This is a genomic window from Niveispirillum sp. FG148 (assembly GCF_057809655.1).
In genome coordinates this window covers 113,910-139,523 of the sequence record NZ_JBMDKJ010000002.1, presented here as the reverse complement: position 1 = coordinate 139,523, position 25,614 = coordinate 113,910, and the positions used below count along the sequence as shown (strand labels likewise).

23 protein-coding genes are annotated in these 25,614 nt (G+C 64.1%); 13 read left to right on the top strand and 10 right to left on the bottom strand.

All coding sequences use genetic code 11. The features are described 5' to 3' along the window. Positions 1-15 precede the first annotated feature (15 nt). Positions 16-1,509, top strand: coding sequence for an aldehyde dehydrogenase family protein (locus ACODTW_RS02485; protein ID WP_488944294.1), 1,494 nt, complete (start codon positions 16-18; stop codon positions 1,507-1,509). On the opposite strand, the gene ACODTW_RS02480 is transcribed toward ACODTW_RS02485, so the two are convergent. Next, positions 1,506-2,291 carry an IclR family transcriptional regulator gene (locus ACODTW_RS02480; RefSeq protein WP_488944293.1) on the bottom strand — a complete coding sequence of 262 codons (786 nt, stop codon included), beginning with the start codon at positions 2,289-2,291 and terminating at the stop codon, positions 1,506-1,508. The genes ACODTW_RS02485 and ACODTW_RS02480 overlap by 4 nt on opposite strands. A 145-nt stretch (positions 2,292-2,436) precedes the next feature. Here ACODTW_RS02480 and ACODTW_RS02475 point away from each other — a divergent pair, with 145 nt between their 5' ends. Both ACODTW_RS02475 and ACODTW_RS02470 read left to right on the top strand, forming a co-directional pair. Further along, the gene (locus tag ACODTW_RS02475; protein WP_488944292.1) at positions 2,437-3,624 is read left to right on the top strand and encodes an FAD-dependent monooxygenase; all 1,188 of its coding nucleotides are present in this window, start codon (positions 2,437-2,439) and stop codon (positions 3,622-3,624) included. A 41-nt stretch (positions 3,625-3,665) separates the two neighbouring features. Beyond that, on the top strand, positions 3,666-4,847 hold the full coding sequence (locus ACODTW_RS02470) for an alpha/beta hydrolase (RefSeq protein WP_488944291.1): 1,182 nt from the start codon (positions 3,666-3,668) through the stop codon (positions 4,845-4,847). Between the two features lie 54 nt (positions 4,848-4,901). Here the strand turns inward: ACODTW_RS02470 and ACODTW_RS02465 are convergent, their stop codons facing one another. Then, positions 4,902-5,423, bottom strand: coding sequence for a VOC family protein (locus ACODTW_RS02465; RefSeq protein WP_488944290.1), 522 nt, complete (start codon positions 5,421-5,423; stop codon positions 4,902-4,904). An 89-nt stretch (positions 5,424-5,512) separates the two neighbouring features. Between ACODTW_RS02465 and ACODTW_RS02460 the strand changes: the two genes are divergently transcribed. Next, on the top strand, positions 5,513-6,298 hold the full coding sequence (locus ACODTW_RS02460) for a helix-turn-helix transcriptional regulator (RefSeq protein ID WP_488944289.1): 786 nt from the start codon (positions 5,513-5,515) through the stop codon (positions 6,296-6,298). On the opposite strand, the gene ACODTW_RS02455 is transcribed toward ACODTW_RS02460, so the two are convergent. Next, positions 6,282-7,160: a LysR family transcriptional regulator gene (locus ACODTW_RS02455; RefSeq protein WP_488944288.1), complete on the bottom strand. Its 879-nt coding sequence runs from the start codon at positions 7,158-7,160 to the stop codon at positions 6,282-6,284. The two genes, ACODTW_RS02460 and ACODTW_RS02455, sit on opposite strands and share 17 nt — an antisense overlap. A 124-nt stretch (positions 7,161-7,284) precedes the next feature. Here ACODTW_RS02455 and ACODTW_RS02450 point away from each other — a divergent pair, with 124 nt between their 5' ends. Genes ACODTW_RS02450 through ACODTW_RS02430 form a run of 5 tightly spaced genes read left to right on the top strand, consistent with a single transcriptional unit; the run spans position 7,285 to position 11,181 of the window. Then, a complete protein-coding gene (locus ACODTW_RS02450; RefSeq protein WP_488944287.1) occupies positions 7,285-8,106 on the top strand; it encodes an alpha/beta fold hydrolase in 822 nt (273 codons plus the stop codon). 10 nt (positions 8,107-8,116) lie between these two features. After that, positions 8,117-9,307 (top strand): LLM class flavin-dependent oxidoreductase, encoded by a 1,191-nt coding sequence (locus ACODTW_RS02445; protein WP_488944286.1) that lies wholly within the window; start codon positions 8,117-8,119, stop codon positions 9,305-9,307. Positions 9,308-9,321: 14 nt separating this feature from the next. Further along, positions 9,322-10,284, top strand: a complete 963-nt coding sequence (locus ACODTW_RS02440; protein ID WP_488944285.1) for an alpha/beta hydrolase — start codon at positions 9,322-9,324, stop codon at positions 10,282-10,284. Beyond that, the gene (locus ACODTW_RS02435) at positions 10,281-10,670 is read left to right on the top strand and encodes a carboxymuconolactone decarboxylase family protein (protein WP_488944284.1); all 390 of its coding nucleotides are present in this window, start codon (positions 10,281-10,283) and stop codon (positions 10,668-10,670) included. The genes ACODTW_RS02440 and ACODTW_RS02435 overlap by 4 nt, the downstream gene beginning before the upstream one ends. Next, positions 10,660-11,181: a flavin reductase family protein gene (locus tag ACODTW_RS02430; protein WP_488944283.1), complete on the top strand. Its 522-nt coding sequence runs from the start codon at positions 10,660-10,662 to the stop codon at positions 11,179-11,181. Before ACODTW_RS02435 ends, ACODTW_RS02430 begins: the two co-directional genes overlap by 11 nt. Before the next feature lie 28 nt (positions 11,182-11,209). Here ACODTW_RS02430 and ACODTW_RS02425 read toward each other — a convergent pair whose 3' ends face one another. The 3 genes from ACODTW_RS02425 to ACODTW_RS02415 are packed head-to-tail and all read right to left on the bottom strand — an operon-like array spanning position 11,210 to position 15,712. After that, positions 11,210-12,286, bottom strand: coding sequence for a tartrate dehydrogenase (locus ACODTW_RS02425; RefSeq protein WP_488944282.1), 1,077 nt, complete (start codon positions 12,284-12,286; stop codon positions 11,210-11,212). Positions 12,287-12,297: 11 nt separating this feature from the next. Next, complete coding sequence (locus ACODTW_RS02420; protein WP_488944281.1) at positions 12,298-13,533, bottom strand: glycerate kinase type-2 family protein; 1,236 nt, start codon at positions 13,531-13,533, stop codon at positions 12,298-12,300. A gap of 28 nt (positions 13,534-13,561) precedes the next feature. Further along, a complete protein-coding gene (locus ACODTW_RS02415) occupies positions 13,562-15,712 on the bottom strand; it encodes a TonB-dependent receptor (protein WP_488944280.1) in 2,151 nt (716 codons plus the stop codon). A 272-nt stretch (positions 15,713-15,984) separates the two neighbouring features. Between ACODTW_RS02415 and ACODTW_RS02410 the strand changes: the two genes are divergently transcribed. From ACODTW_RS02410 to ACODTW_RS02395, 4 genes are all read left to right on the top strand, one after another. Then, positions 15,985-17,304: a CitMHS family transporter gene (locus ACODTW_RS02410; protein WP_488944279.1), complete on the top strand. Its 1,320-nt coding sequence runs from the start codon at positions 15,985-15,987 to the stop codon at positions 17,302-17,304. Between the two features lie 3 nt (positions 17,305-17,307). Continuing rightward, positions 17,308-18,345 carry an AbrB family transcriptional regulator gene (locus tag ACODTW_RS02405; protein ID WP_488944278.1) on the top strand — a complete coding sequence of 346 codons (1,038 nt, stop codon included), beginning with the start codon at positions 17,308-17,310 and terminating at the stop codon, positions 18,343-18,345. A gap of 264 nt (positions 18,346-18,609) precedes the next feature. Further along, positions 18,610-19,995, top strand: a complete 1,386-nt coding sequence (locus ACODTW_RS02400; protein ID WP_488944277.1) for an acyclic terpene utilization AtuA family protein — start codon at positions 18,610-18,612, stop codon at positions 19,993-19,995. Then, positions 19,995-20,303 carry a DUF4387 domain-containing protein gene (locus ACODTW_RS02395; RefSeq protein ID WP_488944276.1) on the top strand — a complete coding sequence of 103 codons (309 nt, stop codon included), beginning with the start codon at positions 19,995-19,997 and terminating at the stop codon, positions 20,301-20,303. The genes ACODTW_RS02400 and ACODTW_RS02395 overlap by 1 nt, the downstream gene beginning before the upstream one ends. A gap of 96 nt (positions 20,304-20,399) precedes the next feature. On the opposite strand, the gene ACODTW_RS02390 is transcribed toward ACODTW_RS02395, so the two are convergent. The 4 genes from ACODTW_RS02390 to ACODTW_RS02375 all read right to left on the bottom strand — a co-directional run bounded on the left by ACODTW_RS02390 (position 20,400) and on the right by ACODTW_RS02375 (position 25,334). Beyond that, positions 20,400-21,170, bottom strand: a complete 771-nt coding sequence (locus tag ACODTW_RS02390) for a GntR family transcriptional regulator (protein ID WP_488944275.1) — start codon at positions 21,168-21,170, stop codon at positions 20,400-20,402. A gap of 62 nt (positions 21,171-21,232) precedes the next feature. Beyond that, a complete protein-coding gene (locus ACODTW_RS02385) occupies positions 21,233-22,237 on the bottom strand; it encodes a phosphoglycerate dehydrogenase (protein ID WP_488944274.1) in 1,005 nt (334 codons plus the stop codon). Positions 22,238-22,342: 105 nt separating this feature from the next. Further along, complete coding sequence (locus ACODTW_RS02380; protein ID WP_488944273.1) at positions 22,343-23,011, bottom strand: helix-turn-helix domain-containing protein; 669 nt, start codon at positions 23,009-23,011, stop codon at positions 22,343-22,345. A gap of 160 nt (positions 23,012-23,171) precedes the next feature. Continuing rightward, on the bottom strand, positions 23,172-25,334 hold the full coding sequence (locus tag ACODTW_RS02375; protein WP_488944272.1) for a TonB-dependent receptor: 2,163 nt from the start codon (positions 25,332-25,334) through the stop codon (positions 23,172-23,174). Between the last annotated feature and the right edge of the window lie 280 nt (positions 25,335-25,614).

Sequence of the window (25,614 nt, the reverse complement as noted above, 5' to 3'; positions counted from 1 at the left end):
ACGAGACGGTGAGACATGCCGGATATCGCAAAGGACCAGATTGCCCTGGCAGAAGCGCGACGCTTCGCGGACCGGGAGCATGGACTGTTCATCAACGGCGCCTGGCAGGAGCCGCGCACCGGCGGCCGGTTCGCAACCTACAATCCCGGCGACGGCTCGCTGCTGGGCCACGCCGCACTGGGCGGGGAAGCGGATATCGACGCGGCGGTGAAGGCGGCACGGGCTGCACTGGACGGGCCGTGGGCGGAGATGAAGCCGGCGGAGCGCGCGCGCCTGCTGTGGAGGCTGGCCGACGCGATCGAAGCAAGGTCCGATGAATTCGCCCTGCTGGAAACGCTGAACAATGGCAAGCCGCTGCGCGATGCCCGCCTGTTCGACGTGCCGCATGCCGTGGAGACCCTGCGCTACAACGCCGGCTGGACGACCAAGCTGGGCGGGGAAACGGTGAACCTATCGGGCGCTGGCACCTGGCACGCCTATACAGTGCGTGAACCGGTCGGCGTCGTGGGCGCCATCGTGCCGTGGAACGCGCCGCTGGCCATGGCCGTTGCCAAGACCGCCCCGGCCCTGGCCGCCGGCTGCACCATCATTCTGAAACCCGCCGAGCAGACGCCGCTGACCGCCATCAAGCTGGCACATCTGGTGGAGGAGGTGGGTTTTCCCAAGGGCGTGTTCAATCTGGTCACGGGCGTGGGCGAGACGGCTGGTGTTGCGCTGGTCGCTCATCCTGGCGTCGACAAGGTGACCTTCACCGGTTCTACCGAGGTCGGGCGGCTGATCATCAGGGCCGCGACCGGCAACATGAAGCGGGTGACGCTGGAACTGGGTGGCAAGACGCCCGTCATCGTCATGCCGGATGCCGACATCAACCGCGCCATCGAGGGGGCGGCCCGGTCGATCTTCACCAATGCGGGACAGATCTGCAATGCCGGGTCGCGCCTGTTCGCCCATGAAAGCGTCTTTGACGCCCTGGTCGAAGGGGTCGCGGACTTTGCCGGGAAGCTGAAGGTCGGACCCGGCCTGGACCCGACGACGCAGATGGGCCCCGTCGTATCTGCCGAACAGAAGGAACGGGTCCTGTCCTATATCGACGCCGGATTGAAGGATGGGGCCCGGATCAGCGGGCAGGGAACGGCATTCGACGGCCCCGGCTATTTCGTGCCACCGACGGTGCTGACCGGCACCACGCCGCAAATGTCCGTGGTGCGGGAGGAGATTTTCGGACCCGTCCTTTGCGCCATGTCCTTCAGCGACAACGACCTGGATGCCATCGCGACGCGGGCCAACGACTGCGATTACGGGCTGGGAGCTGTCGTCTGGACCCAGAATCTCAGCGCCGCGCATCGGCTGGCGCGTAAGCTGAAGGCCGGCACGGTACGGGTCAATGGCGGCGGGCTGGACCCGGCGTTGCCCTTCGGCGGCTTCAAGCAATCCGGCTGGGGACGCGAAAATGGCAGGGAGGGGATCGAGGCCTATACGGAGGTGAAGTCGGTCGCCATCGCGATTTAGGTGGCGGGTGGCTTCGTTCCCGGCGGACGGCCGCCCAGCTTCGCACAGATACGGGCGGCAGTGTCCAGCACTTGGGCAATGCTGGGCTTCGTCCGCTCCCCGCTCAAGTACTTGTCCGGACCCAGCAGGGTCAATGCCGCCACCATGCCGTCGCTATAGTCGAAGATGGGAGCGGAGATGGCGGCGAAATTGGCGTTGATCAACCCGCTGGTCGTGGCAAAGCCATTGCGCCGTACTTCGGCCAGCAGGTCGGGCGGGGGCATTGTGTCAGCGTCGCCTTCGGCCGACAGGTAGGTCTGGGCCTGGGGCAGGAAGGCCAGGAAGACCAGGCCCGTGGCCGAGCTGGCCATGGGCAGCACATGGCCCAGCCGCACCGTGAAGGCGCCCTGCCGGTTGCCATCCACCTTGGAGACGATGGCGGGGCCGTATTCGGTGAAGACGGACAGGTAGGTGGCACACCCCGTCTGCGCCGTCAGGGCCGCCATTTCGGTATTGGCTGCTTCCACGACGGAAAGCTGGCGGATGGCCGACAGGCCCAGTTCGGTCGCATAGGGGCCAAGGGCATAGCGCGCCGTCTGCGGATGCTGCGCCACCAGCCCTTCGCGCATGAAACTGGTCAGGTAAAGGTGCGCCTTGCTGGCCGGCATGTCGGCCGCCTTGGCGATGTCACGCAGGGCCATCGGCTCGTTGGCCCGTTGCAGGACCCGGATGACGCGGAATCCCACCTCGATCGACTGCACGCGCCGCTTCTGGCTGAGGGGCTCTTCGGGCGATTTCGGCATCGGTCTCTCACTGCTTTGCCGCCATGGGTACCAGAGCTTGGCGTTGGCGTCGACTGCGCAATGGCTCTGCTGGGGCTCGACTCTTGTGATAATGACGAATAATGTTCGTTATAGATGAATGACAGACTGTCAAACGAGGTGCCATATGCGGATAGCGATTGTCGGGGCCGGGATCGGCGGATTGACGGCGGCGCTGGCGCTGCTGCAACGCGGGTTCGATGTCACGGTCCATGAGCAGGCCGATGAGTTGCGGGAGGTCGGGGCCGGATTGCAGATCAGCGCCAACGGCACGCGCGTATTCGCGGCGCTTGGCATCCTGGATGCCGTCCTGGCGCAGTCCTTCTGCCCCGTCGGCAAGGAAATCCGGCTGTGGAGCACGGGCCAGACCTGGAAGCTGTTCGATCTGGGGCCGCAATCGGTGGAACGCTATGGCGCGCCCTATGTCACCATCCACCGCAACGACCTGCATCAGGTACTGGCCCAGGCGGTACGTGCGCTGCGGCCCGACGCGATCCGTCTGGCGTCGCGCTGTGTCGATGTCGAACAGGGGCCGGGCGGGGTGACCTTGCGCTTTGCAGCCCAACCGGCGGAACGGGTCGATCTGGTAGTGGGCGCCGACGGCGTGCATTCCATCATCCGCCAGAAGCTGTTCGGTGAACTGGCGGCCCGCTTCACCGGCATCGTGGCCTGGCGCGGCGTCATCCCCATGGACCGACTGCCATCCCATCTGGTGCGCGATGTCGGCACCAACTGGATCGGACCCGGTGGCCATATCGTGCATTACCCGATCCGGCGTGGCGAATTGATGAATTTCTCCAGCGTCGTGGAAAACCAGGAATGGAAGACGGAATCCTGGTCCAGCCCGTCGACGGTGGAGGCGTATCTGGCCGATTATCCCGGCTGGCATGAGGATGTGCGCACCTATATCCGTGCCATCCCGCAGCCCTTCCGCTGGGCGCTGCTGTCGCGCCAGCCGCTGGACAACTGGACCGTGGGCCGCGTTACCCTGCTGGGTGATGCCGCCCATCCGATGCTGCCCTTCCTGGCGTCTGGTGCGGCCATGGCGATCGAGGATGGCTATATCCTTGCCCGCGCGCTTGAAGCTTATGAAGGCGATCATGCGCGGGCGTTCCAGGCCTATCAGCAGGTGCGCATTCCCCGTACCACCCGCGTGGTGCAGGGGGCCGCCGCCAATGCCGGCCGTTTCCACAATCCAGCGCTCGCCGATGCCGAGGGCGCGCAGGCCTATGTCGACCACGAATGGGACCCGGAACGGGTGGCCGATCGCTACGAATGGCTGTTCCGGCACGACGTCACAACGGTGCCGCTGTAAGCGGGCGTTAACGCATACCGAAAATCTGGAGAGAAACGAACATGTCGCAACCCACGGCCTGGACCCGGCAGCCGCAGGTGGTCAGCTTCCCCGATATCAGGGGGTTCAGCGAAACCTATGGCTTTGCCGGCAATTCGGGGAAGGTCAATCTGGAGGGGCAATTGCTGTCCCGGCCGGGTGAAACCGCCCGCACGGTCTATCTGTTCATGCACCCGACATCGACGCTGCAGCTGCTGCCGATGCCAATGGCGCTGGCCGACCGCGGCCTGCATGTGCTGTGCGCGGCCAGCCGCTATCCGCGCAATGACAGCGCGCTGATCATGGAAAAGGTCGCCATCGACCTGGGCCGCTGGATCGCGCACGCGCGCGAGGCGCTGGGTTACGAGCGTGTGGTGCTGGTCGGCTGGTCGGGCGGGGGTTCCCTGTCGCTGTTCTATCAGGGGCAGGCGGAGAAGCCGTCCATCACCCACACGCCGGCCGGCGACGCGCTGGACCTGACCCAGGCCGGGCTGCAGATGGCGGATGGCGTCATCTTCATTGCCGCCCATCTGTCGCGCGCGGAAACGCTGACCGAATGGCTGGACCCGTCGGTGCTGGATGAAGCCGACCCCGACCGGCGTGACCTTGAATTCGACATTTACGCCAATGACTGCCCCAACAAGCCGGCCTTCAGCGCGGATTTCATCGCGCATTTCCGTGACCGGCAGGTGGCACGCAACCGGCGTATCACCCACTGGTGCCAGGAACAGCTTGAACGGCTGCGCAGACGGGGCGGGTCAGAACAGGAACGCGCCTTCATCGTCCACCGGACCATGTGCGATGTGCGCTGGATCGACCCGACGGTCGATCCCAATGAAAGGCGGCCGGGCTGGACCTATATGGGCGATCCGCGCACGGTGAATGTGGGACCGGTCGGGCTGGCGCGGTTCTGTACATTGCGGTCCTGGCTCAGCCAGTGGAGCTATGATCTCTCCAATGCCAAGGGGCCGTTGAATGCCGCCCGCATCCACCGCACGCCGGTGCTGCAGATCGAGAACACCGCCGACGATGCGGTGCCGGCGTCCCACAACCCGGCAATCCATGCAGCCCTGTCGACGCCGGACAAGGAATATCACCGCATCATCGGAGCCACGCATTACTATATCGGCCAGCCGGAACACCTTTCCACCTGCATCGGCCTGATCACGGACTGGAGCCGGCGGAAGGGCTTTCTGGAAGGATAAGGGGGCTGTCTTCCGGGGCCGGGCGCGTGACCTACCCCGGAAAGTGGCGCCTTCCTACCGCCCCGCCAGCCGCGTGACCTTCGCCGCCGTCCAGGCGTCGATGGCGGTGTGGGCGTCGCGGGCGGCATCGGCCAGATGGGTGGGAGATTCGGTGCGGGCCGTCACTTCCAGGCGCAGGCCGTTGGGGTCGAAGAAATAGATGGATTTCACGAAGTCGTGGTCGACCAGTCCCAGCACCTCGACCCCGTGTGCCAGCAACCTTTCGCGCATGACCAGCACATCGTCGACCGATCTGGTCTCCATGGCGAAATGCTGTACCCAGGCCGGGGTATTGGGGGAGGGGGCGGGCATCTGGTTCTCCCCCAGATCGAAGAAGGCAATGTAGGATCCGTCTTCCATGGCGAAGAACAGATGGGCATAGGGCTTGGCCTCCCCCGTGCTGGGCACGCGGTCGGCCGTCATGCAGTTCACCAGGGGCAAGCCCAGCAGGTCCTCGTAGAAATGCCGGGTTTCCTCCGCATCGCGGCAAGGATAGGCGAAATGGTAGAGGCCCTTGATCTTCGGTGGCGTGGTCATCGTGACGGCTCCCTGACAGGTTCACATGGTTTCAGCCAGGATAAGGCGGACGGGGCCGGGCTTCGTCCCCCCGGCGGGAGGACAAGGACATGAACAGGCAGGACGACATGGCAATGTTGGCCGGCGTCGTGACGACGGTGGGGAGGGCCGAATTCCCCGCCCGCTTCCTGGGCACCCTGGCCCATCTGTGCGGAGCGCGGCTGTTTTCCGCCTTCGCCCGTCCGGGCCCGGGGGCGCCGTTGATCCTGTTTGCTGAAGGGGAATGCCGTGGTGTCCCGGATTTCGCGCGGGCCGCATCACAGGCCTATACCAACCGCTTCTGGCGCCAGGACCGGGCAGTGCGTCCGGCCCGTGCGGGCAGCGGCACCCTGCTGGTTCGCACCCGTGCCGGCGATATCAACGATGCCGATTACCGCCATAGCTGCTACGACCGCGGCGGCATCACAGAGCGTCTCAGCATCCTGTCATCAGGAAAGCAGCCCCTGATCGCCAGCGCTTACCGCGCGGCCAGTGATGGTGGCTTCCAGCCGGCGGATATCGCGCGGGTGGAGGCGTTGGCACCTGTCCTGATGGCGGCCCTGGCCCGGCATGTCGATCTGACCAGCGCCGGGCCCTGCGGGGACGCGCCCGAGGATGTGACGCTGACCCTTCTGGCCGCCGGTGCTGGCCTGAGCCTGCGGGAGGCGGAGGTGGCGGCCAGCCTGATCCTGGGGCGGACGCAAGCGGAGATCAGTGGGGCGACCCGACTGACCCTGTCCAGCGTCGTGACCTATCGCCGCCGCGCCTATTGCAAGCTGGGGGTGATGGACAAGCGCGAACTGGTGACAGCGTACCGGCAGCTACGGTGTGCAGACACCCCTACCGCATCGCGTTGATAAAGCGCAGCACCGCGGGGGAGGGGTCGGATTTGCGCCAGGCCAGGTGCAGGCCGAAGGACAGGTCCAGATCCTCTACCTTGCGCAGCAGCACGCCCTGGCGGGGGACCTGCCGTGTCTGCTGGGTGAAGCCGATGCCCATGCCGACAGCCACCAGGCTCAACAGAATGCTGTCGGTTGCCGTTTCCTGCATGATGTTGGGCGAGAAGCCATTGTCCAGGCAGGCCTGCATCAGCCGGTCGAAATAGCGGGGCTGGGGCTTGCGGGCGGGGAAGATGAACCGTTCTTCGGCCAGATCCTTCATCCGTATCGGCAGGTTGGCCAGCGGATGATCCTCATGGATGGCCAGCACGATCTCACTGCTGCCCAGCGCGCAGGATTCCAGTAGCCCCTGGTTTTCTTCCGCCAGATGGATGTCATAGACAATGGCCACGTCCACCGTGCCATTGCGCAAGCCATCGATCTGGTTCAACGAACTCATCGGCAGAAGGTTCAGTTCCACCTTGGGCTCATCCAGCCGGAAGCGCAGCAGTTTCGCCGGGATGTCAGGATGGCGCGACGCGATCTCGCTGAACCCGATCTGTACCGAACCGACCTGCCCCGTGGCATAGCTTTTGGCGCGGGCGACAGACCGCTGCAGCTTTTCCAGGATGGCGTTTGTGTCTTCCAGAAAGGCCCGACCCGCCGGCGACAGCCGGACGCCGCGCGGCAACCTTTCAAACAGCTGGACGCCCAGTTCCTCCTCCAGATCGCGGACCTGCCGGGTCAGCGCCGGCTGGGCGATATGGATTGCCTGCGCGGCGCGACCAAAGTGCTCCTCGCGTGCAACTGCTTGAAAATAACGGAGATGTCGGAGTTCCATGAGTAATTGATACCGCGGCGGCATCGGTTCTGCAAGACAAAGAATTGGACGGTGAAGCCTTTGGGCGGCCAAAAATTGGGCATCGTCAATCAAGCGCTGAAGCGTCCATGAAAGGTCGTAGCGGATGAATAGTGACACGGCGGACGCCCACTCTCTTAATGGAACGCAGTATCTGCAAGTCGGCGGTGCGCGCCTGGAAATGCTGGTCAAGGGCGAAGGCAGGCCCCTGCTGCTTCTGCATGGCATGGACGGGGTGGAGGCACTGTCCCCCCTGATCGACCTGCTGTCCGCGACGCACAAGGTCTACGCCCCGTCACATCCGGGGTTCGGCGCGTCGGAACTTCCGCGCGCCTTTTCCACTGTCGATGACCTGGGATATTTCTACCTGGACCTGCTGGAACAGTTGGATCTGCGCGATATCGTGCTGGCCGGTTTTTCCTTTGGTGGGTGGATCGCGGCCGAAATCCTGGTCAAGAACAACAACCGCATTGCCCTGTCGGTGCTGGGCGCCCCGTTGGGCATCGAGACGGCTTCGCGCAAGGACCGCCGGGTTGCGGACATCTTCATGCATGATGTCGCCGCGGTGGAACAGCGGTCGCAGGTGACACCGGTGCCGAAGCTGGATCTTGCCAGCATGCCGGACGCGGTGCTGGAGCGGCGTGTGCGCAATGCGGAAGCCACCATGCTGTTCGGCTGGTCGCCCTATATGTGCAATCCCAAGCTGCGCCACCGTCTGCATCGGATTGCGGCGCCCACACTGGTCCTGTGGGGTGCAGATGACGCCATCGCCTCCCTGGAATATGGGCGTGACTACGCGGCAATGATCCCCGGTTCCAGCTTCGAAACGATCCCGGAATGTGGACATCGCATCTATGTCGACCGTCCCGAACTGGCGGCGCAGCGCATCGACCATTTCGCCCGCCGCGCCGTTACGGCTGCGGCCTAGGAGGTTTTCCATGAAAGTCTGGCAATTCAGCGAACAAGCCTACCACCCCGCCTTCGACGTACCGGGGCCGATGCGTATTACCCTGCCGCAGCATCATTGCGATCCGGTCGAGGCGGGGCGACTGATCAATCGTTACCTGGATGAGTATGTTCTGGCCGATGAGCTGGGCTACAACATCATGATCAACGAACATCATGCGGCGGCGACCTGCATGTCGACCTCCTGCATGACGACGCTGGCCATCCTGGCCCGCCAGACCCGGAATGCCCGGCTGCTGGCCCTGGGTATTCCCATTGGCAATCGGGCCAATCCGGTGCGTGTGGCCGAAGAGATCGCCATGGCCGATGTCATCTCCAACGGCCGGCTGGAGGTGGGGCTGGTCAAGGGGGCAGCCTACGAGGTGTTCATGTCCAACCGCCAGCCGGTACGGTTCATGGACCGGTTCTGGGAAGCGCATGACCTGATCACCGAGGCGCTGACCAACCAGGGCGAGAATTTCTCCTGGGACGGTGAATTCTTCAATTATCGCTCCATCAGCCTGTGGCCGCGGCCCATCCAGCAGCCGACGCCCCCCATCTGGATGACCGCATCCAGCGGTTCCAGCGCATCGCAGCAGGCCCAGTTCGGCTATGTCTGCGCCACTTTCCTGTCGGGCGCGGTGGCGCGGTCGGTCTTCGCCGCCTATCGCAAGACGTATCAGGAAACGCACGGGCGGCCCGCGTCCGACGACCGGCTGGCCTATCTGGGCCTGGTCTCCGTCGCCCAGGACCGCCGGACCGCGTTCCAGCGTGCTGAACAGATGAAGGCCTATTTCACCACGGCGGCGCGGCTGGACCCGCAGTTCCGCAACCCGGCCGGCTTCACGTCGGTGAAGGACAATGTCCGCCTGCTGAAGGCCGGGCCCAACGCCATCCGTCCGCGGTTGCGCGATGGCAGCCCGCTGCCGTCAGATCCGACGATCGAGCAATATATCGATGCGGGCCTGATGTTCGTGGGCACGCCCGACGACGTATTCGGCCAGATCAGCCGCTTCTATGCCGATGTCGGCGGGTTCGGCAATCTGCTGATGATGGGGCAGGCGGGGACCCTGGGCCATGCGGAGACGGTGGAGAACCTGACCCTGTTCGCGCGGGAGGTTGCGCCGCGTCTGTCCAGCCTGTCGATGGAGTCGCCCGACATCCGCTACGAGGCCTTCGCCTGAGCCCGGCCGGTTCCGTGACAGAGGCACCCGTAACCCTGGCGGAAGGGATGGAGGCCTATATCGCGGCCTTCAGGGCGGGACAGGCGGCCGGTGGCGGCACAGTGGCCGGCAGTCGGCTTGCTGCCGACCTGGGGGCCGATGCTTTCGCAAGGCCGCCAGCGGCGGGCTTGCAGCATCATGCCAGCTTCATCGTGGTGCCGGGGCGGGAAATCGCCGTCACCATCCTGCATCCGGGCCGCGACATCGAACGACCCTGCATCTGCTATTTCCATGGTGGGGGCTTCGTTTTCGGCAGCGTCGAAAGCTTCAACATCCTGGCCCAGAGCCTGGCGGAGGCGACAGGGGCCGTCGTCGTCAGCGTTCAATATCGGCGCCTGCCGGAGAACAGCTACCGCGCAGCGCAGGAGGATTGTCTGGCGGCGTTCCGATGGTGCGTGGAGAATGCCGGTCTGCTGGGTGTCGACCCGCGCCGCATCGCGTTGGCTGGCGACAGTGTCGGCGCCCTGTTCGCCACCCTCACGGCCATGCTGGCGCGGGATTTGGACCTGGAAATCAGGCCCGTATGCCAGTTGCTGATGTACGGTGCCTTTGACATGACAGCCGGGCGACCTTCCCACCGCCGGGGGCGTGACCCGCTGCTGACGGCCCAGCGGGTGGCGGATTTCATCCGTCTGTACCAGCAGTCGCAGCAGGCCGAGCCATTTCTGGCCCCACCCCTTTCGGCACCCAATCTCTCCGCATTGCCACCTGCTTTGGTGCTGATCGCGGAGCATGACCCGCTGCGGGAGGAGGGGGAGGAATATGCCGGCCGCCTTCGAGAGGCAGGGGGACAGGTTCAGGTGATGATGGCTGTGGGAATGATCCACGGCTTCCTGCGCGCCATTGCTTTGTCGCCAGCGGCGGCGCGGGAGATGGCGGCACTGGCCGACGCCATACGGCCCCTTCTGTGGGCCCATGACATGGAGAAAACACCATGAGTGAATTGCCGGAGAACATGGCCGCCGAACGCGGCCGTCATCTGCGTGAACAGATTTTCGGCGCGGACGGCATGAAAAGCCTGCTGGAGGCCGATGATTTTACCATGCCGCTGCAGGACGCCGTCACCCGCATCTGCTTTGGCGAGGTCTGGAGCCGGCCGGGCCTGTCGCTGAAGATCCGGTCCATGCTGACCATCGCCATGTTGGTGGGGCAAAGCCGGCCGGCCCAGCTTCGCAACCATGTGAAGGGCGCCATCGCCAATGGGGTTAGCAAGGAGGAAATCCGCGAAATCCTGCTGCACGCCACCCTTTATGCCGGCCTGCCGGCGGGCGCGGACAGTTGGCGGGAGGCCGCCGCAGCCCTGAGGGAAATCGATGCCTACTGACATCGCCGCTGAATCCGATCCGGCACGGATCGCCGTCGCCCTGCGTCGAGGCCTGCGCAGCCTGGCAAAGGCCGTCGTCGTCATCACCAGCCACCATCAGGGGCAACGTTTTGCCATGACCGCGACAGCCGTCAGCGAATTGAGCATGGACCCGCCTTCCATGCTGATCTGCGTGAACCGTTCGGCCAGCCTGTTCGAACCCCTGTCCCGAGGGGCGGATTTCTGCATCAACATCCTGGCGGCGCATCAAGCCGATATCTCCACCCTTTGCGCCGGCCGGGAGAAAGGGGAAGCGCGGTTCGGCCTGGGCGACTGGCGATGGTCGGCAGACGGCCATGCCTATCTGGCCGACGCACAGGCCAGCTTCCTTTGCCGCAACGTCGCGAACACGGAATTCGGCACCCATGGCGTGTTCATTGGCGTGGTGCAGCAGGTACATGACCTCACCCCGATCAATCCACTGGTCTATATGGATGGGCGCTACGGTTGTTTCACCATGGCCCCCCATTGATCCGACCGTGTGGGAAAAAGGGGCTGTCTCAGCGCAAAGCAGCGGCGACGGCCTTGCCGCAGGTTACGGTGTCGGCGGTGCCCCCCAGGTCGCGGGTCCGCAGATGGGGCTGCGCCAGGACCATCTCGATGGCGGACACAATGGCGGCACCCGCCCCATATTCCCCCAGATGATCCAGCATCAACGCCGCCGACCAGATCTGTCCGACCGGGTTGGCGATCCCTTGCCCGGCAATGTCCGGCGCCGATCCATGGACGGGTTCGAACAGGGACGGGAAGCGGCCATCGGGATTGATGTTGCCGGCGGGGGCAATGCCGATGGTGCCCGTGCAGGCCGGACCCAGGTCGGACAGGATGTCGCCGAACAGGTTGGAGGCGACGACCACGTCGAACCAGTCCGGATGCTGCACGAAATGGGCGGCAAGGATATCGATATGGTACTTGTCCCAGCGGATGTCGGGATATGACGCTGCCATCGCCTCCACCCTTTCGTCCCAGTAGGGCATGGTGATGGCGATTCCGTTGGACTTGGTAGCCGATGTCAGGTGCTTGCGCTCCCGACGCTGCGCCAGGTCAAAGGCGTATTTCAGGATGCGGTCGGTGCCGATGCGCGTCATCACCGTTTCCTGCATCACCACCTCGCGGTCGGTGCCTGGAAAGATGCGGCCGCCGATGGCGGAATATTCGCCCTCCGTATTCTCCCGTACGACGTAAAAATCGATATCCCCCGGTTGCCGGCCGGCAAGGGGGCTGGGCACACCCGGCATCAGCCGGACGGGGCGCAGATTGACATATTGGTCGAACTCCCGCCGGAACTGGATCAGCGATCCCCACAGCGAGATATGGTCCGGGACCGTTGCAGGCCAGCCGACAGCGCCGAAGAAGATCGCATCATGGCCGCTGATCTGCTGTTTCCAGTCGTCCGGCATCATCTTTGCGTGCTGCCGGTAGTAATCGCAGCTGGCAAAGTCGAAATGGTCGAACTGGAAATCGATCCCATACCGTTCCGCTGCTGCGTGCAATACGCGCAGCCCTTCGGGGACCACTTCCTTGCCAATGCCGTCACCGGGGATGACGGCGATGCGGTAGGCGCGCTTCTTGTTCATTCCATCAATCCTCATTCGATCAGGATGGCCCTGAAATCATTCACATTTGTGCGGGTAGGGCCGGTGAAGACCAGGCAGTCCATGGCCTGGAAGAAGCTGTAGCCGTCATTGTTGGCCAGCCGGTCTTCGGCGCAGATCCCCGCCGCTGTGGCCCGCGCCAGGATGTCGGGGCCGATCCAGGCACCGGCATTATCCTCCGATCCATCAATGCCGTCCGTGTCGGCCGCCAGCGCATGCACGCCAAGCTGACCGTTCAGGGCCAGCGCCAGAGCCAGCAGGAATTCCGCATTGCGTCCGCCGCGGCCTTTTCCGCGGACGGTCACACTGGTTTCCCCGCCCGACAGCAGCACGCAGGGGCGGGGAGCCGGGATTTCCCCACTCAACACGGCCCGTACGACGTCGGCATGCTCGGCGGCGACCTGACGGGCCTCCCCCTCAATCGCGCTGCCAAGGAACAGGGGCGCCATGCCGAACCCGCGTGCCGCCGCGGCCGCCGCTGCGATGGCATCCGCCGGTGTCGCCACCAGCACGGCCCGACCGGATGGAAGCGCCGCCAGGGATTTCGGCGTTTCGCTGGCTGGGTTCGACAGCCATTGCGTCACGGTCGGCGGCGTGTCGATGCGGTATTTAGCCAGGATGGCCGCGGCATCGGTTCGGGTGCTGCGGTCGGGGAGTGTCGGACCCGACGCGATGGTGGCCGGATCATCACCCGGCACATCCGAGATCAGCAGCGTGTGAACCCGTGCGGGGGCGGCCAGCTGGGCCAGCCGCCCACCCTTGACAGCAGACAGGTGTTTGCGCACGCAATTCATTTCCGCAATTGATGCGCCACTTTTCAGCAGGGCACGCGTGACCTGCTGTTTATCGCCCAGGCTCAGACCCGGTGCCGGTGCGGCCAGCAGGGCGGACCCGCCACCGGAAATGAGGCACAGGACAAGGTCATTCGGGGTCAGTCCCGTCAGCATATCCAGCATCCGTGCCGTGGCGCGGAGTCCGGCCTCGTCACTGACCGGGTGGGCGGCTTCCACCACCTCGACCCACTGGCACGGCACACCGTGACCGTAGCGGGTGATGACCATGCCCGACAGCGGAGCCTGCCAGTGCTTTTCCACAGAAGCCGCCATCGCGGCGGCGGCCTTGCCGGTACCGATCACGATGGTTCGGCCCGTTGGCGGTGGGGGAAGGTGGGGGGGCACGCAGACTGAAGGGGAGGCGGCGGCGACCGCCGCCTCCAGCAGCCGTCGCAACAGTGCCTGCGGTGGGCAATGCATTGGCTTACAGCCGCCAGGTAACCGTGGCGCCCACCGTGCGCGGCGGGTTATACGCGCCGAAATTGGCGCCCAGGAAGACGGCCTGGAAGGTGCGCGTTACCTCGTTGGTCAGATTTTTGCCCCACAGCGAGACCGTCCACTGGCCTGAGGCGGCCGTGTAGACGATGCGCCCGTCGACAAAGTGCGTGGCCGGACGCCGCTCCGGTCCCACATTGGCATTGTCGTCGTACATCATGCTTTCATAGCGATAATCGGCGGCGAACAGCAGGCTGCCGCCAATGGGCAGCGCCGTCTCGTAGGACGCGGTCAGCGTGAATTTGTGTTTGGGCGTGCGGGAGAGGCGGTTGCCCGAATAATCTTCGCCCGGTTCAGGTTCGAACACGTCGAATGTGGCATCGGTGTAGCCATAGCTGGCCGCCAGCCGCGCACCGGCGAACACGCGCCAGTTCAGCAGCGTCTCATAGCCCTTGATCGTGGCCTTGCCCGCATTCTCTGTGACGATGGACAGGTTGGGCAGGGTGCGGCGTGTTTGCAGATCCGTGTATTTCATCACAAAGATGGTGTTGTTCCAGACCAGCCGCCCGCCCAGGAAGTTGCTTTTCTGGCCCAACTCATACTGCGTGGCGAATTCCGGCTCGAACCCGTCGCGCGCTTCGGCGGCCGAACCTGGCGTGTCCTGGAAGCCGCCGCTTTTGAAGCCACGGGAAATCATGCCATAGAGCTGGTGGTCATCATCCAGCCGGTACTGGCCGCCCGTGCGCCATGTCCAGGCATCATAGCTGTCGGAAACGCTGACGTCGAAGCGCTCCGTACCGCGCAGCACCGCGGTGCCGGCTGTATTGGCGACCCGGTAATCCTTCTTGTCCTTGGAATAGCGCAAGCCGCCAATCAGGGAGAAACGGTCATCCAGGGCGATGGTGGCGTCGCCGAACGCTGCATAGCTGGTCAGTTTCGCCGCCTGGTCATAGATTTCCGTACCCGGCCGCCCGGTATCAATGATCAGCGTGTCGCGGCGGTCGGTCTCATTATTGTAGTTGTAAACCCCAGCCACCCACTGGAACCGGCTCTCGGGAAGGGCGTTCAGCCGCAGTTCGTGGCTGGAAAAATCGCTGGTCTCGTCATTGGCACCATAGATGTTGATGCGGTTGCCCGGCGCGTGACCACCGTCAAAATCATAGGCGGCGTAATATTCCAGATCGCGATAGGAGCCCAGATAGGTCAGGCTGGCGAAGGGCAGGTCCCAATCCAGCTGGCCCCGGGCGCCCCAGGTGTCGCGGTCCTGCTGACCGTCATCGGAACCCGCGGTCACCCTCCGATTGCGATCAATCGTCCACAGGGCTGCACGCGGGTCGGTCTGGTCGCGGTCCAGCACATGCTGTGCGGGGCCGTTGGCCCGGTCGCGCGTGCCATCAACGCCCAGCAGGATACGCACCTGGTCCGACGGCTCGCCATAAATTTGCAGACGTCCGCTGCGCGTATCCTGATCTTCCACCCGACCGCCGGTGAAGCTGTTGCGGACATAGCCGTCATGGGTGCGCCACGTGCCGCTGGCGCGGGCCGCCCACTTGCCCTCCGCCAACGGCACGTTGGCGAAGGCTGCGCCTTCAAGCCGTTCGTAATTGCCGACCGTTGCTTCCAGGCCGACATCGGTGCGGTCCAGTTCGGGCCGGTTGGTGACGACGTTGATGGCCCCACCCACCACGTTGCGGCCATACAAGGTCCCCTGCGGTCCCTTCAGCACCTCGATCCGCGCGACGTCGAACGCGTCGAAGGCAACGGCCGCCGGGCGGCCCAGATAGACCTCGTCCAGGAAGACGGCAGAACTGGGGTCGCCAGCGGCGCCGCGGTCGGATGAACCAATGCCGCGGATGGTGATGCGCGGCTGTGATGCCGGGAAAGCGTCGAAATTCAGGCCGGGCGTACGGCTGGCGATATCGTCGATCTGACGCAGGCGGGCCTGATCGATCTCCTCGGCGCTGAATGCCGTGACGGTGACGGGGACATCCTGCAGACGTTCACTGCGGCGCTGGGCGGTGACAATGATTTCCTCCAGCGCTTCGGACGGGGCCGCATCCTGCGCCATCGCCACGCCCGCAGGCAGCAGCAGCATGGCGGTCGTTCCAAAGCTCATGAACCGGCGACTGATCGCACGCATTCCGTATGTCCTCCCTGGGATGCTTATCCCCGGTCAATGGTTCGCCGGGTGTAAACTTAGCTTACGCAGGGTGGATGTCGTTGGTCAATATAATGGATGCAAAAATAATATGTATGGATGTCATTATTGACAGAATGAACCCACGATAGCAGGATGGGCTGAACGACCCTCATTCCCTTCATCCAGGAACAATGCGCCGTAGCGTGTGCGCCCCGAATGCCTGAGAACTGGCCCGGGGCCGCTTGTTGCCGCGGCTGCGGGAGGACAGTGCCTTGTTCGAACCATTGCTTTCGCCGGCCCTGGCGGGCACGGCGATGGTCACCACCTTCATGGTGCTGATCATGACCAAGCGGATGTCGGCCATCGCCGCGCTGCTGGCCATTCCCATCCTGTTCGGTCTGGTGGCGGGTGCCGGCGCGGGGTTGGGCGACATGATCCTGCAAGGTGTGCATCAGGTCGCGCCGACGGCCCTGATGCTGACCTTTGCCGTGCTTTACTTCGCCGTCATGATGGATGCCGGCCTGTTCGACCCGCTGGTGCGCCGGGTTCTGGCGATGGTTGGCGACGACCCCGTGCGCATCGCGCTGGGCACGGCAGTTCTGACCACGCTGGTATCACTGGACGGTGATGGGACGACGACAGCACTGATCATCATCACCGCTTTTTTGCCCGTTTATCGCCGGGTGGGCATGAACCCGCTGATCCTGGCGACATTGCTGGGCCTGTGCAATTCCTTGATGAACTATGTCCCCTGGGGTGGGCCGTCTGCCCGTGCCGCGGCTGCGGTCGGTGCGGATCTGACAAATGTTTTCGCCCCCCTGATCCCGGCCATGGTGACGGGCCTGCTGGCGGTGTTTACACTGGCCTGGCATCTCGGCCGGTCGGAACGGCGGCGGCTCGGCCAGCGCGATCACAATGCAGAGGCGCCGGCATCAGCGGCAGCTATGGAGGTTGATCGCGGTATCCGTCGGCCCCGGCTGTTCTGGCTTAATCTTGCGCTGACCGTGGGGCTGGTGCTGGGGATGATCCTGGGCCTGGCACCGCTGCCGGTGATGATGATGGGGGCGTTTGCTGTTGCCATCACCATCAATTATCCCCGCCTGCGGGACCAGAAGGCCCGCATCACCGCCCATGCCGACAATGTTGTGAATGTGGTGGTGCTGATCTTTGCTGCGGGTTCCTTTACCGGCATCCTGAATGGTGCTGGCATGGCCGATGCCATGGCCAGCGCTGCCCTGACGGTGATCCCGCCCTCCATCGGTGCCTACATGGCTCCGATCACAGCCCTGGCCAGCATGCCGTTGACCTTCGTAATGTCGAATGACGCCTATTATTTCGGCGTGGTTCCGGTCATTGCCAGCACTGCCGCTGGCTATGGGATCGATGCCGACGCCATTGCCCGCGCCTCGCTGATCGGTCAGCCGGTACACACGCTGAGCCCCCTGCTGGCGCCGATCTATCTTGCCTGCGGCCTGTTGGGCGTTGACGTGGCGGATGCCCAGCGCTTTTCCCTGAAATGGGCAGTGTTGATCTCGTTGGTCGTATTGGTTGCGGCCCTGGTAACGGGTGCCATTCCACTGCGGGTGGGGTGATCCATGCTCTACAAGGCATGGCGCTGGCTGTTGCTGGCGGTGGTGACCGGGATCCTGGTGGCGGGCTTGAAGGCGGCGGCGGTGCCGGCCGCCCTTCTGCTGGGGCCGTTGGTGGCAGGCATCGCCTTTGCGCTTGCCGGCATGGCCATCAAGCCCCCAAAGGATGCGCTGCTGGCCAGTTACACCATTGTCGGATGCCTGATGGCGGTAGCCATGGGCCAGACGATGGGGCCGGACCTGATGCGGCATCTGCCTTTCTTCCTGGCAATGGCGGCCGGAACCCTGCTGCTCAGCGCGGGCCTGGGTTGGCTGCTGGCGAAGGGTAGCTGGTTCAGCGGGGCGACAGCAGTCTGGGGGTTGGCGCCAGGCGGTGCCGCGGGGATGGTGGCTCTGGCCCATGAACGGGGTGACGATGCCCGTATGGTCGCGGTCATGCAATATCTGCGCATCCTGATGGTGACGGGCTCCGCCATCGCGCTGTCCGATCTGCTGTCAGGCTCCGCCATCCCGATCCATAAGGCAGGCTGGTTTCCCGTCCTTGATCCCAAGGGGTTGGGCGAAACGTTCCTGTTGGCCGCCGCCGGTGGTCTGGCGGCGCGTTGGCTGCGATTTTCCTCGGGGGCCTTCCTGGTCCCAGGGCTGGCCGGTGCGGCCCTGATTGCCGGCGGGCTGGCGGCGCCGTCGGTGCCGCCGCTGCTGGCCGCCGCCGCCTATGCCGTCATCGGCTGGAATATCGGTCTGTCCTTCACCAGGGAAACCTTGGCCGGCTGCGCCCGGTCGCTTCCGCGGATCATGACGGCGACTGTCGGGCTCATCGGACTTTGTGCGCTGCTGGGCACGGTGGTCAGCCGGGTCTGTGGGGTGGACTGGTTGACCGGGTATCTGGCGACGACACCCGGTGGCATCGACGCCATCCTGATCATCGGGGCCACCGTGCCTGTCGATCTGCCTTTCATCTTGTCGGCGCAGGTAGTGCGCGTGCTGCTGGTGCTGCTTGTCGGGCCTGCGCTGGTAACCCATGTCGCCCGCCGCCTGGGCTGAAATCATCCGTCTGCAATCGACCGTGCCATGGCCGATATGGCGCGACACACCTGGCATGGCCAGCGTTGCTGCGCAGACTGGACCGTCTCTGGTGCCCGGTTTCCGCTGCTGGTCCCCCCCCCCGGCGACCCGCGCCTTGGCGTTCCGGCATCCATCCGATGCGAGCTGTAATTGCATCCAAAACTTGACAGTATGAATGCAATAATTCATCCTGCCGTCACTGGCCTCGCAGCAGGCCTCTGCAATCATCTGGATTGAGCAATCATGTTGGACGGTCCGATCAAAATCCTGGTTCCCACCGGGTCGCTGGGTGCTGGCGCGCGGGAGGAAGAGGTGCGCTATGGCATCTCCCGCGGTGCGCATGCCATCGCTACCGACGCCGGCTCCACTGACAGTGGCGCGGCCTATCTGGCGCTGGGCATTTCCAAGAATAATCGCGGCTCCGTGAAGCGGGACCTGACCATCCTGATGCGGGCCGGTGCCGATGCCGGCATCCCGCTGATCATCGGTACCAGCGGCCAGGCCGGTGGCGACCTTAATCTGGACTGGACGCGCGACATCGTGGTGGAGGTGGCGGCAGAACTGGGCATCACGCCCCGGATCGCGTTGCTTTACTGCGAGCAGGAGAAGGCGCTGCTGAAGGACTATAACGCGGCGGGCAAAGTTCGGCCGCTGCCCCCGCTGGGGCCGCTGGATGACGCCACCATTGATGCCTGCGACCATATCGTGGCGGCCATGGGCCCAGAACCCTATATGGCGGCACTGGCGGCCGGTGCCGACATCATCCTGGGGGGACGCACGACCGACACGGCGGTCCTGTCCAGCTATGCGCTGCTGCATGGGGCGCCCGCCGGCCCGGCCTGGCATGCCGCCAAGATCGCCGAGTGCGGCGGGCAATGTACCGAGTGGCCGACCAGGGGGGCAGGGGTTCTGATCAGCATTGGCTTCGACAGTTTCGAGGTGGAGCCATTGTCGCAGGATAACCGCTGTACACCCGAAAGCGTGTCGGCCCACATGCTTTATGAAAACAGCAACCCCTTTCTGCTGACCGAGCCGGGCGGCATCCTGGACGTGACCGACGCTGTCTATCAGCAGGTGGGCGCGCGCAGCGTGAAGGTCACCGGGTCCGTCTGGCGCCCGCAGCCCTATACGATGAAGCTGGAAGGGGCCGGCAGCCGCCGGTTCCAGACGATCATGCTGATCGGTATCCAGGATCCGCATGTGCTGAACAATGTGGATGAGTTCCACGACCGGATGCTGGCCGCCCTTAACGACCGGGTTCACAAGACCATCGGCCCCGCGGCGGGGGACTTCCATATCTCGCTGCGTCTTTATGGCTGGAACGCTGTTTCCGGCGATCGGCCACCGCCCGGCACGGCGGCCCCGCGCGAAATCGGCGTGCTGTTCGTGGCCACGGCCGACAGCCAGGAGATGGCGTCGCAGATCGCCAAGGCCTGCAACCCGTATTTCTTCCACTTTCCCGTTGTCCTGGATGAGGAGTTACCCAGTTACGGCTTCGCCTTTTCCCCCGCCGATATCGACCGCGGGCCCGTCTACGAGTTCCTGCTGAACCATGTCGTTGAACTGGATGATCCGATGGCGCTGGTGCGCACGGTCTGGATCGATCCGAGCCAAGGGGGGAAGGCGTAATGCCCAAGCTGAAGGATGTCTGCCGGCATGTGCGGTCGAAAAACGCCGGGCCCTACTGGGTGACTTTCGACCTGTTCTTCGATGGGCCTAGGAATTTCCAGGCCTACCACGATCACCCGGCGCTGGGGCCGGATCTGTTCAAGCGCCTTTTCGGGGCCGATCCGGCGCTGGTGCGCCACTTTCCGGTGCCCAGCCTGAACATGGTCAAAATCTCCCATGCCCGGACCAGCCCGCAGGGCGGCATTGTGGAAAGGGACATGCATTGCGGTCAGCAATTCGTGAGGCTGCTGGACGTGGAACTGGCCTGATACCAAATCCCGGTGAGTGGAACTCATCGGGATTTGGTCCGGCGGCGACCGCCGCCGCGCCGCGCGTGCAGCGTAACCAAGCCGACGCGCTGTTGATCAGCGCGGCATGACGATGGCGTGCAGCCGGTGCCTGGTGGCCAGCACATGCTCGGTCATCAGACGCTGCGCTGCTGCGCTGTCTTCACGCCGGAATGCGCCGACCAGGGCCTCATGCTCTTTCTGGGATTCCAGGACATGGGCCGGCGGCGTGGTGGGCATCTGCCGGTGGCGGGGGGGCACGCAGGCGGCGATGGTCGGGCATAATCGGGCCACGTCGCCCAGCACTGGATAGATCAGCGTCATGCGGGTGGCGTTGCGCAGCACCTCGTTGCGTGACGCCTGCATGATGGACCGGTGGAACTGCCAGTTCAGTTGATACCAGTCATGTTCAATGGCGTCCGACCATTCGCCCCGGTTCAGGATGTCCCGGCCCCGCGCGACCAGATCCGCCAATCGCGCCAGGGCCTGCGGCTCCCAACCCTGGTCAGCGGCCGTGCGGGCGGCGATCCCTTCCAACGACGCGCGCACCTCGATGCTGTCGAAAACGTCCCGAACGGTCACGGTACGGACGGTATAGCCACGGTTGACGCTGTAATTCACCAGCCCTTCCGCCGACAGCACGGCCAGGGCACTGCGGATCGGCGTGCGTGACACGTCCAGGGTCGTGGCCAGGGCTTCGGCGCGCAGTTTGGAATCCGGTGCGATGCGTCCCGTCACGATCATCTCGCGCAACTGCATCAGCACGGAATGGGTTGCAGGTTCCGTCTGCTGGGGTTCCACCAGGACGTCCTGCGCCGCCGTCTCTTCCATGTCTGCCATCTCGCTCATCTGTTCCGCGCCCCGTCCGGTTTTCTTCTTAAAGCAACCAGGTGGTTATCGCGCAACCCTGATCATTGCCGACCGTCGGCGACGATGCAGCCGGGTGGCGGTTCCCTGCCATCCAGGATGGCCACCACCGATCGGGCGGCCACCAGATTGGTCAGCGCCAGCCCCTCATGCGATGAAGCGCCCGCGTGCGGCGTCGCCACGACATTGGGCAGGGCAAGCAACGCGTCCGTTACATGACGATAGCCGGGGTCGCCTTCGCTGACAAAGACATCGAGTCCGGCGCCACCCAGATGACCGGACCGCAGATGGTCCAGCAATGCCGCGTCGTCGACCAGGCCGCCCCGGGCGGTATTGATCAGGAATGCGCCCTTCTTCATGGCGGCCAGGGCCGGGCCATCCATGAGAAAGCGGGTGTCCGGCGTCAGCGGGGCGTGCAGGCTGACATAGTCGCTGCGCCGCAGCAACTCCGGCAGGTCAACATAATCGACACCCGTCTGGGCAGCATAGGCGGCGTCGGGGGTGCGCGTATGGACCAGGACCCTGGCATCGAAGCCCGACAGGCGGCGCACGACGCTTTTCCCGATGCGGCCCAACCCCACCAGGCCCACCGTCTTCTCACAAAGATCGTGGCCATTCAGGATGGACCAGTCGCCGGCCAGCATCGCCTGCTGGCTTTCCCTGAAGCGGCGGCCGACCGCGATCATCAGCCCGATAGTATGATCGGCCACCGCGGCATCGTTGCCCCCCGCTGCGATGGTCACGACCCTGCCCAATTCACGCGCTGCCTGGATGTCGACCCTGTCATATCCCACGCCACGCCGCGCGATGACCGCAAGATGGGGGAGCGCTTGCAGCAGGGCGCGCGTGACCCGGGCATGCCCGACGATCCAGCCCGCCGCACCATCCAGGATGCGGCACAGCGCCTCCACATCCAGATCGCCTTCGCCCAACCCCGGCGGCGGCGGTCTCAGATCGACCTGGCAGCCATGGGCACGCAGAAAAGCAAGAGAACGATCGTCGAAAAAACGCTGCGTGACGACGACCTTGCGGGGGAGCGGGGACGACATGGGTACAATGCTCGCGGAAAGTTACCGGAGCCGCCACTGTATCGAATTCACTAAAATTTGCATCCAATAATTATAATTATGAATCCCCCCAAGGCGCCGCTCACCTCACGCCTTCTCGGGCTTCTTCAACGTGATGGTCGGTTCATTCACCAACAGGGCCTTGGCCAGTGCCGGTTCAGGGCTGGAACAGACCGATAGCGTCCGGCACGGCCCGTCGCCTGCGGCCAGATAGGCATGACCCATTGTGCTGTCGAGATAGATGCTCTCGCCGGCTCTCACCAAAGTGGGGGCGTAGAACTCCGTGTGCAGTTCGATCGCCCCTTCCATCACATAGATGAATTCTTCGCCGGGATGCCGGACCAGGGCACCAAACTCTTCCATGGTGCGCGCGCGATGCTCGACCAGGATGGGAATCATCTTCTTGTGAGTGATGTCGGTGTTGAGATAGCGGTGTCGATAATTCTTCGTGGGAACTTCCGCATCCTCCCCGCCACCGCGATCAATGCTGCGTCGGGTCATCAAGGCCACCGGTGCCGCGGGGGCCACCACTTCGCCCGTCGGCGCCGGGTCGCCCGTGAACAGGGTTCCGATATCGACACCCAACCCCTCACACAGGCTGACGATCTTGTCAAAAGTCAGTGACATGCGATCATTCTCCACCTTTGACAGGGTGGAGATGGCCAGACCAGTGCGTTCCGCCACGTCGGCCAGGGTCCAGTCATTTTGAAGACGCAGCCGGCGCAGGGCCTTGCCAATCGGTGCTCTCCGCGTCATCTGTCCTGGACTCCCGGTTCTGCCCGCATTTTCCATTAAGGCGGGTTAGGTTAGCGCTTCGGAAAAATGAAAAATGCCACAGGGGCGGGGGGCAATGGAACCCCTTTCCCTGCGGCAAGTTACAGCAGTCGAAACGCGACCGGATACAGCCTCCGGATGGTCAATAGGTCAGATCAAGGCTGAGCCCGATGGTACGCGGTTGCAGGACGGTCCGGTCGATCTGGACCGGGCTGCCCAGAGCGCTGGTGATCAGGCCGGCGGCCGTCGTCGCGCGCGAGTTAGTGGCATTGCGGATATAAAAACGCAGAGCCACGGTGTCATTGCTGACGCCTGCATGCAGGTCCAGCACGCCGTGCGACTTGGTGCGCACATAGTCGGACGAGTTCTCAGCGGCACTGTTCACCGCCCCCGTCCAGCGATAGCCACCCCCGGCATTGCCGACCCAGCCGGCGACCAGATCCCATTCATGATCGGCGGTCAGGGCGAAGGAATATTTGGGGATCAGCGGCAGCCGGTCGCCATCCTTGGCCCCGACGCCCGGTACGTCGCCCTTGAAACTGGCATCCGTATAGGCACCATTGGCGCCCAGGCGCCAACCCTGCACCGGCACAAATACCGTTTCGAATTCCAGGCCAGCACTTTTGGCCTTGCCGCCATTGCGAAGGAACGAAACGCCGCCATTGGAGTCGGCAATCTGGATGTCCTTCCAATCGATATAAAAGACGGAAGCGTTGGCCTGTAAACGCCCGTCAAGCAAGGTGGATTTCATGCCGCTTTCGTAACTGACCAGCGTGTCGGCATCGACGCTGGATGGAACGTTGGGCAGGGCGACATTGGGGCCACCGGGGCGATAGGAACTGGCGACCCGCGCATAAAGCGTCAGGTCCGGGTTCACCTTCAGGCGCGGGCTTGCCATGAAAGTCAGCACATTTTCGGAAGAGTCACCCGGCACCCGCTGCTTGCCGCCCAACAGGGCGCCGTCAGAGATCTGTTCGAAATCCTGCTTGTTGTGGGCCCAGCGCAGGCCGCCGGTGATGTCGAAAATATCGGTCAGGGCGACGGTGGCATTGCCGAAAACGGCCACTTCCCGATAGGTCGTCGGCAGGCTGGCCGTTGCCAGCGGATCCAGGCCGGGGATGGGTTTTCCATCCATGAACTGGGCACTTGCGGCCTGCTGGTTGGTGCTGTCCTCCCAGGTGTAGAAACCGCCCAGCATCCATTCCAGGCTGCCGCCGCTGGGCGAGGCCAACCGTACCTCCTGCGTGAATTTCTCATGGTCCAGCAGCAGATCGAACCGCGACAGACCTGCCGGCAAAGCACCACCCGACAGGGCGGGGAAGGCCACGCCGTAGATGGAACTGGCATCCTGCACCGTTTCCACCTTGGCGGTGGAGTAGGAGGAGGCGGAGGTCAGGGACGCGAAATCCAGGTCCCAGTCGATGGTGGCCGTGTAGAGGTCCAGATCCTTCTTGAAGGGCTGGTCCATGTAATACTGGCTGTCCAGCTTTCCGGCAATGGGCCGGTCGGTCACCACGTCATAGGCGACGACGGCATTGTTGCGGGAATCCACTTTCTGGAACAGGGCCTGCAAACGCACCGTGACCGGTTCCACCGGACGCCACAGCAAGGCGACGCGGGCGCCCTTCTGGGTGCTGTCGTTGATATCATCCTCGCCGTTGCGGGAATTACCGATATAGCCCTGGTTCTTCTGGCGGTAGAGGCTGGCCTGCACCGCCAGGCGATCGGCAATCAAGGGCAGGTTGGCCTGTCCGCGCAGGCCCCAGTTGATCCCGCCGGCATTGTCGGTGGTCGACAGGTCGGTCCCCAGGCGGACCTCTGTCTTGTCCAGATCGGGCTTGCGCGTCACATATTTCAGCAGGCCGCCCATGGTGCTGGCCCCATAAAGCGTGCCTTGCGGCCCACGCAGCACTTCCACCTGCTGGATGTCATAAGGGAACAGGTCCAGGGCATAGATGGCGGCCCGGGCATAGTTGGCGCTGGATCCCAGCGGCGTATCGTCGATATAGGTGCCGACCGTGGCGCCCGGCCCCACGGGCGCCACGCCGCGCAGCGCCAGTGACACCTGGCCCGGCGTACCAGCGCTGGTAATGGCCAGACCCGGCATATAGGCAGCATAATCGGCAACCCCCGTGGGGCTGGATTGGGCGATCCGCTCGCCGCCCAGCACAGACACGGAGGCCGGGACGGTTTGAAGGTTTTCAAGGCGCTTCTGCGCCGTGACGATGATTTCCTCCAACAGCAGCGGTTCGGTACTGGCCGCCTGTCCCGCTGCGGGCAGAAGCGGAAACGCCGACAGAGCCATGCTGGTCAGAAGTCCTGCACGCCTGTACCGACGCCGTGTTTCACAGCTGAAAACCATGTGATCGCCTTTCCTGTCCGGGGCAGGGACCGTTGTCCGGTCCCCTTGCATTGGCGCGCAGGGTCCGGTTCCGGTGCCGCCAGGGGGGGCGGCCGGTTACGGAAGCGCGTCTCATTGATTACCAGAAAATTAAAACAGGCTTCCGCAAGGTGGTCAACAAATAATATTCCGATACGAAAAATTTTACATCCTTGGTCAAGGTTGCGACCTTCGACCTGTCACA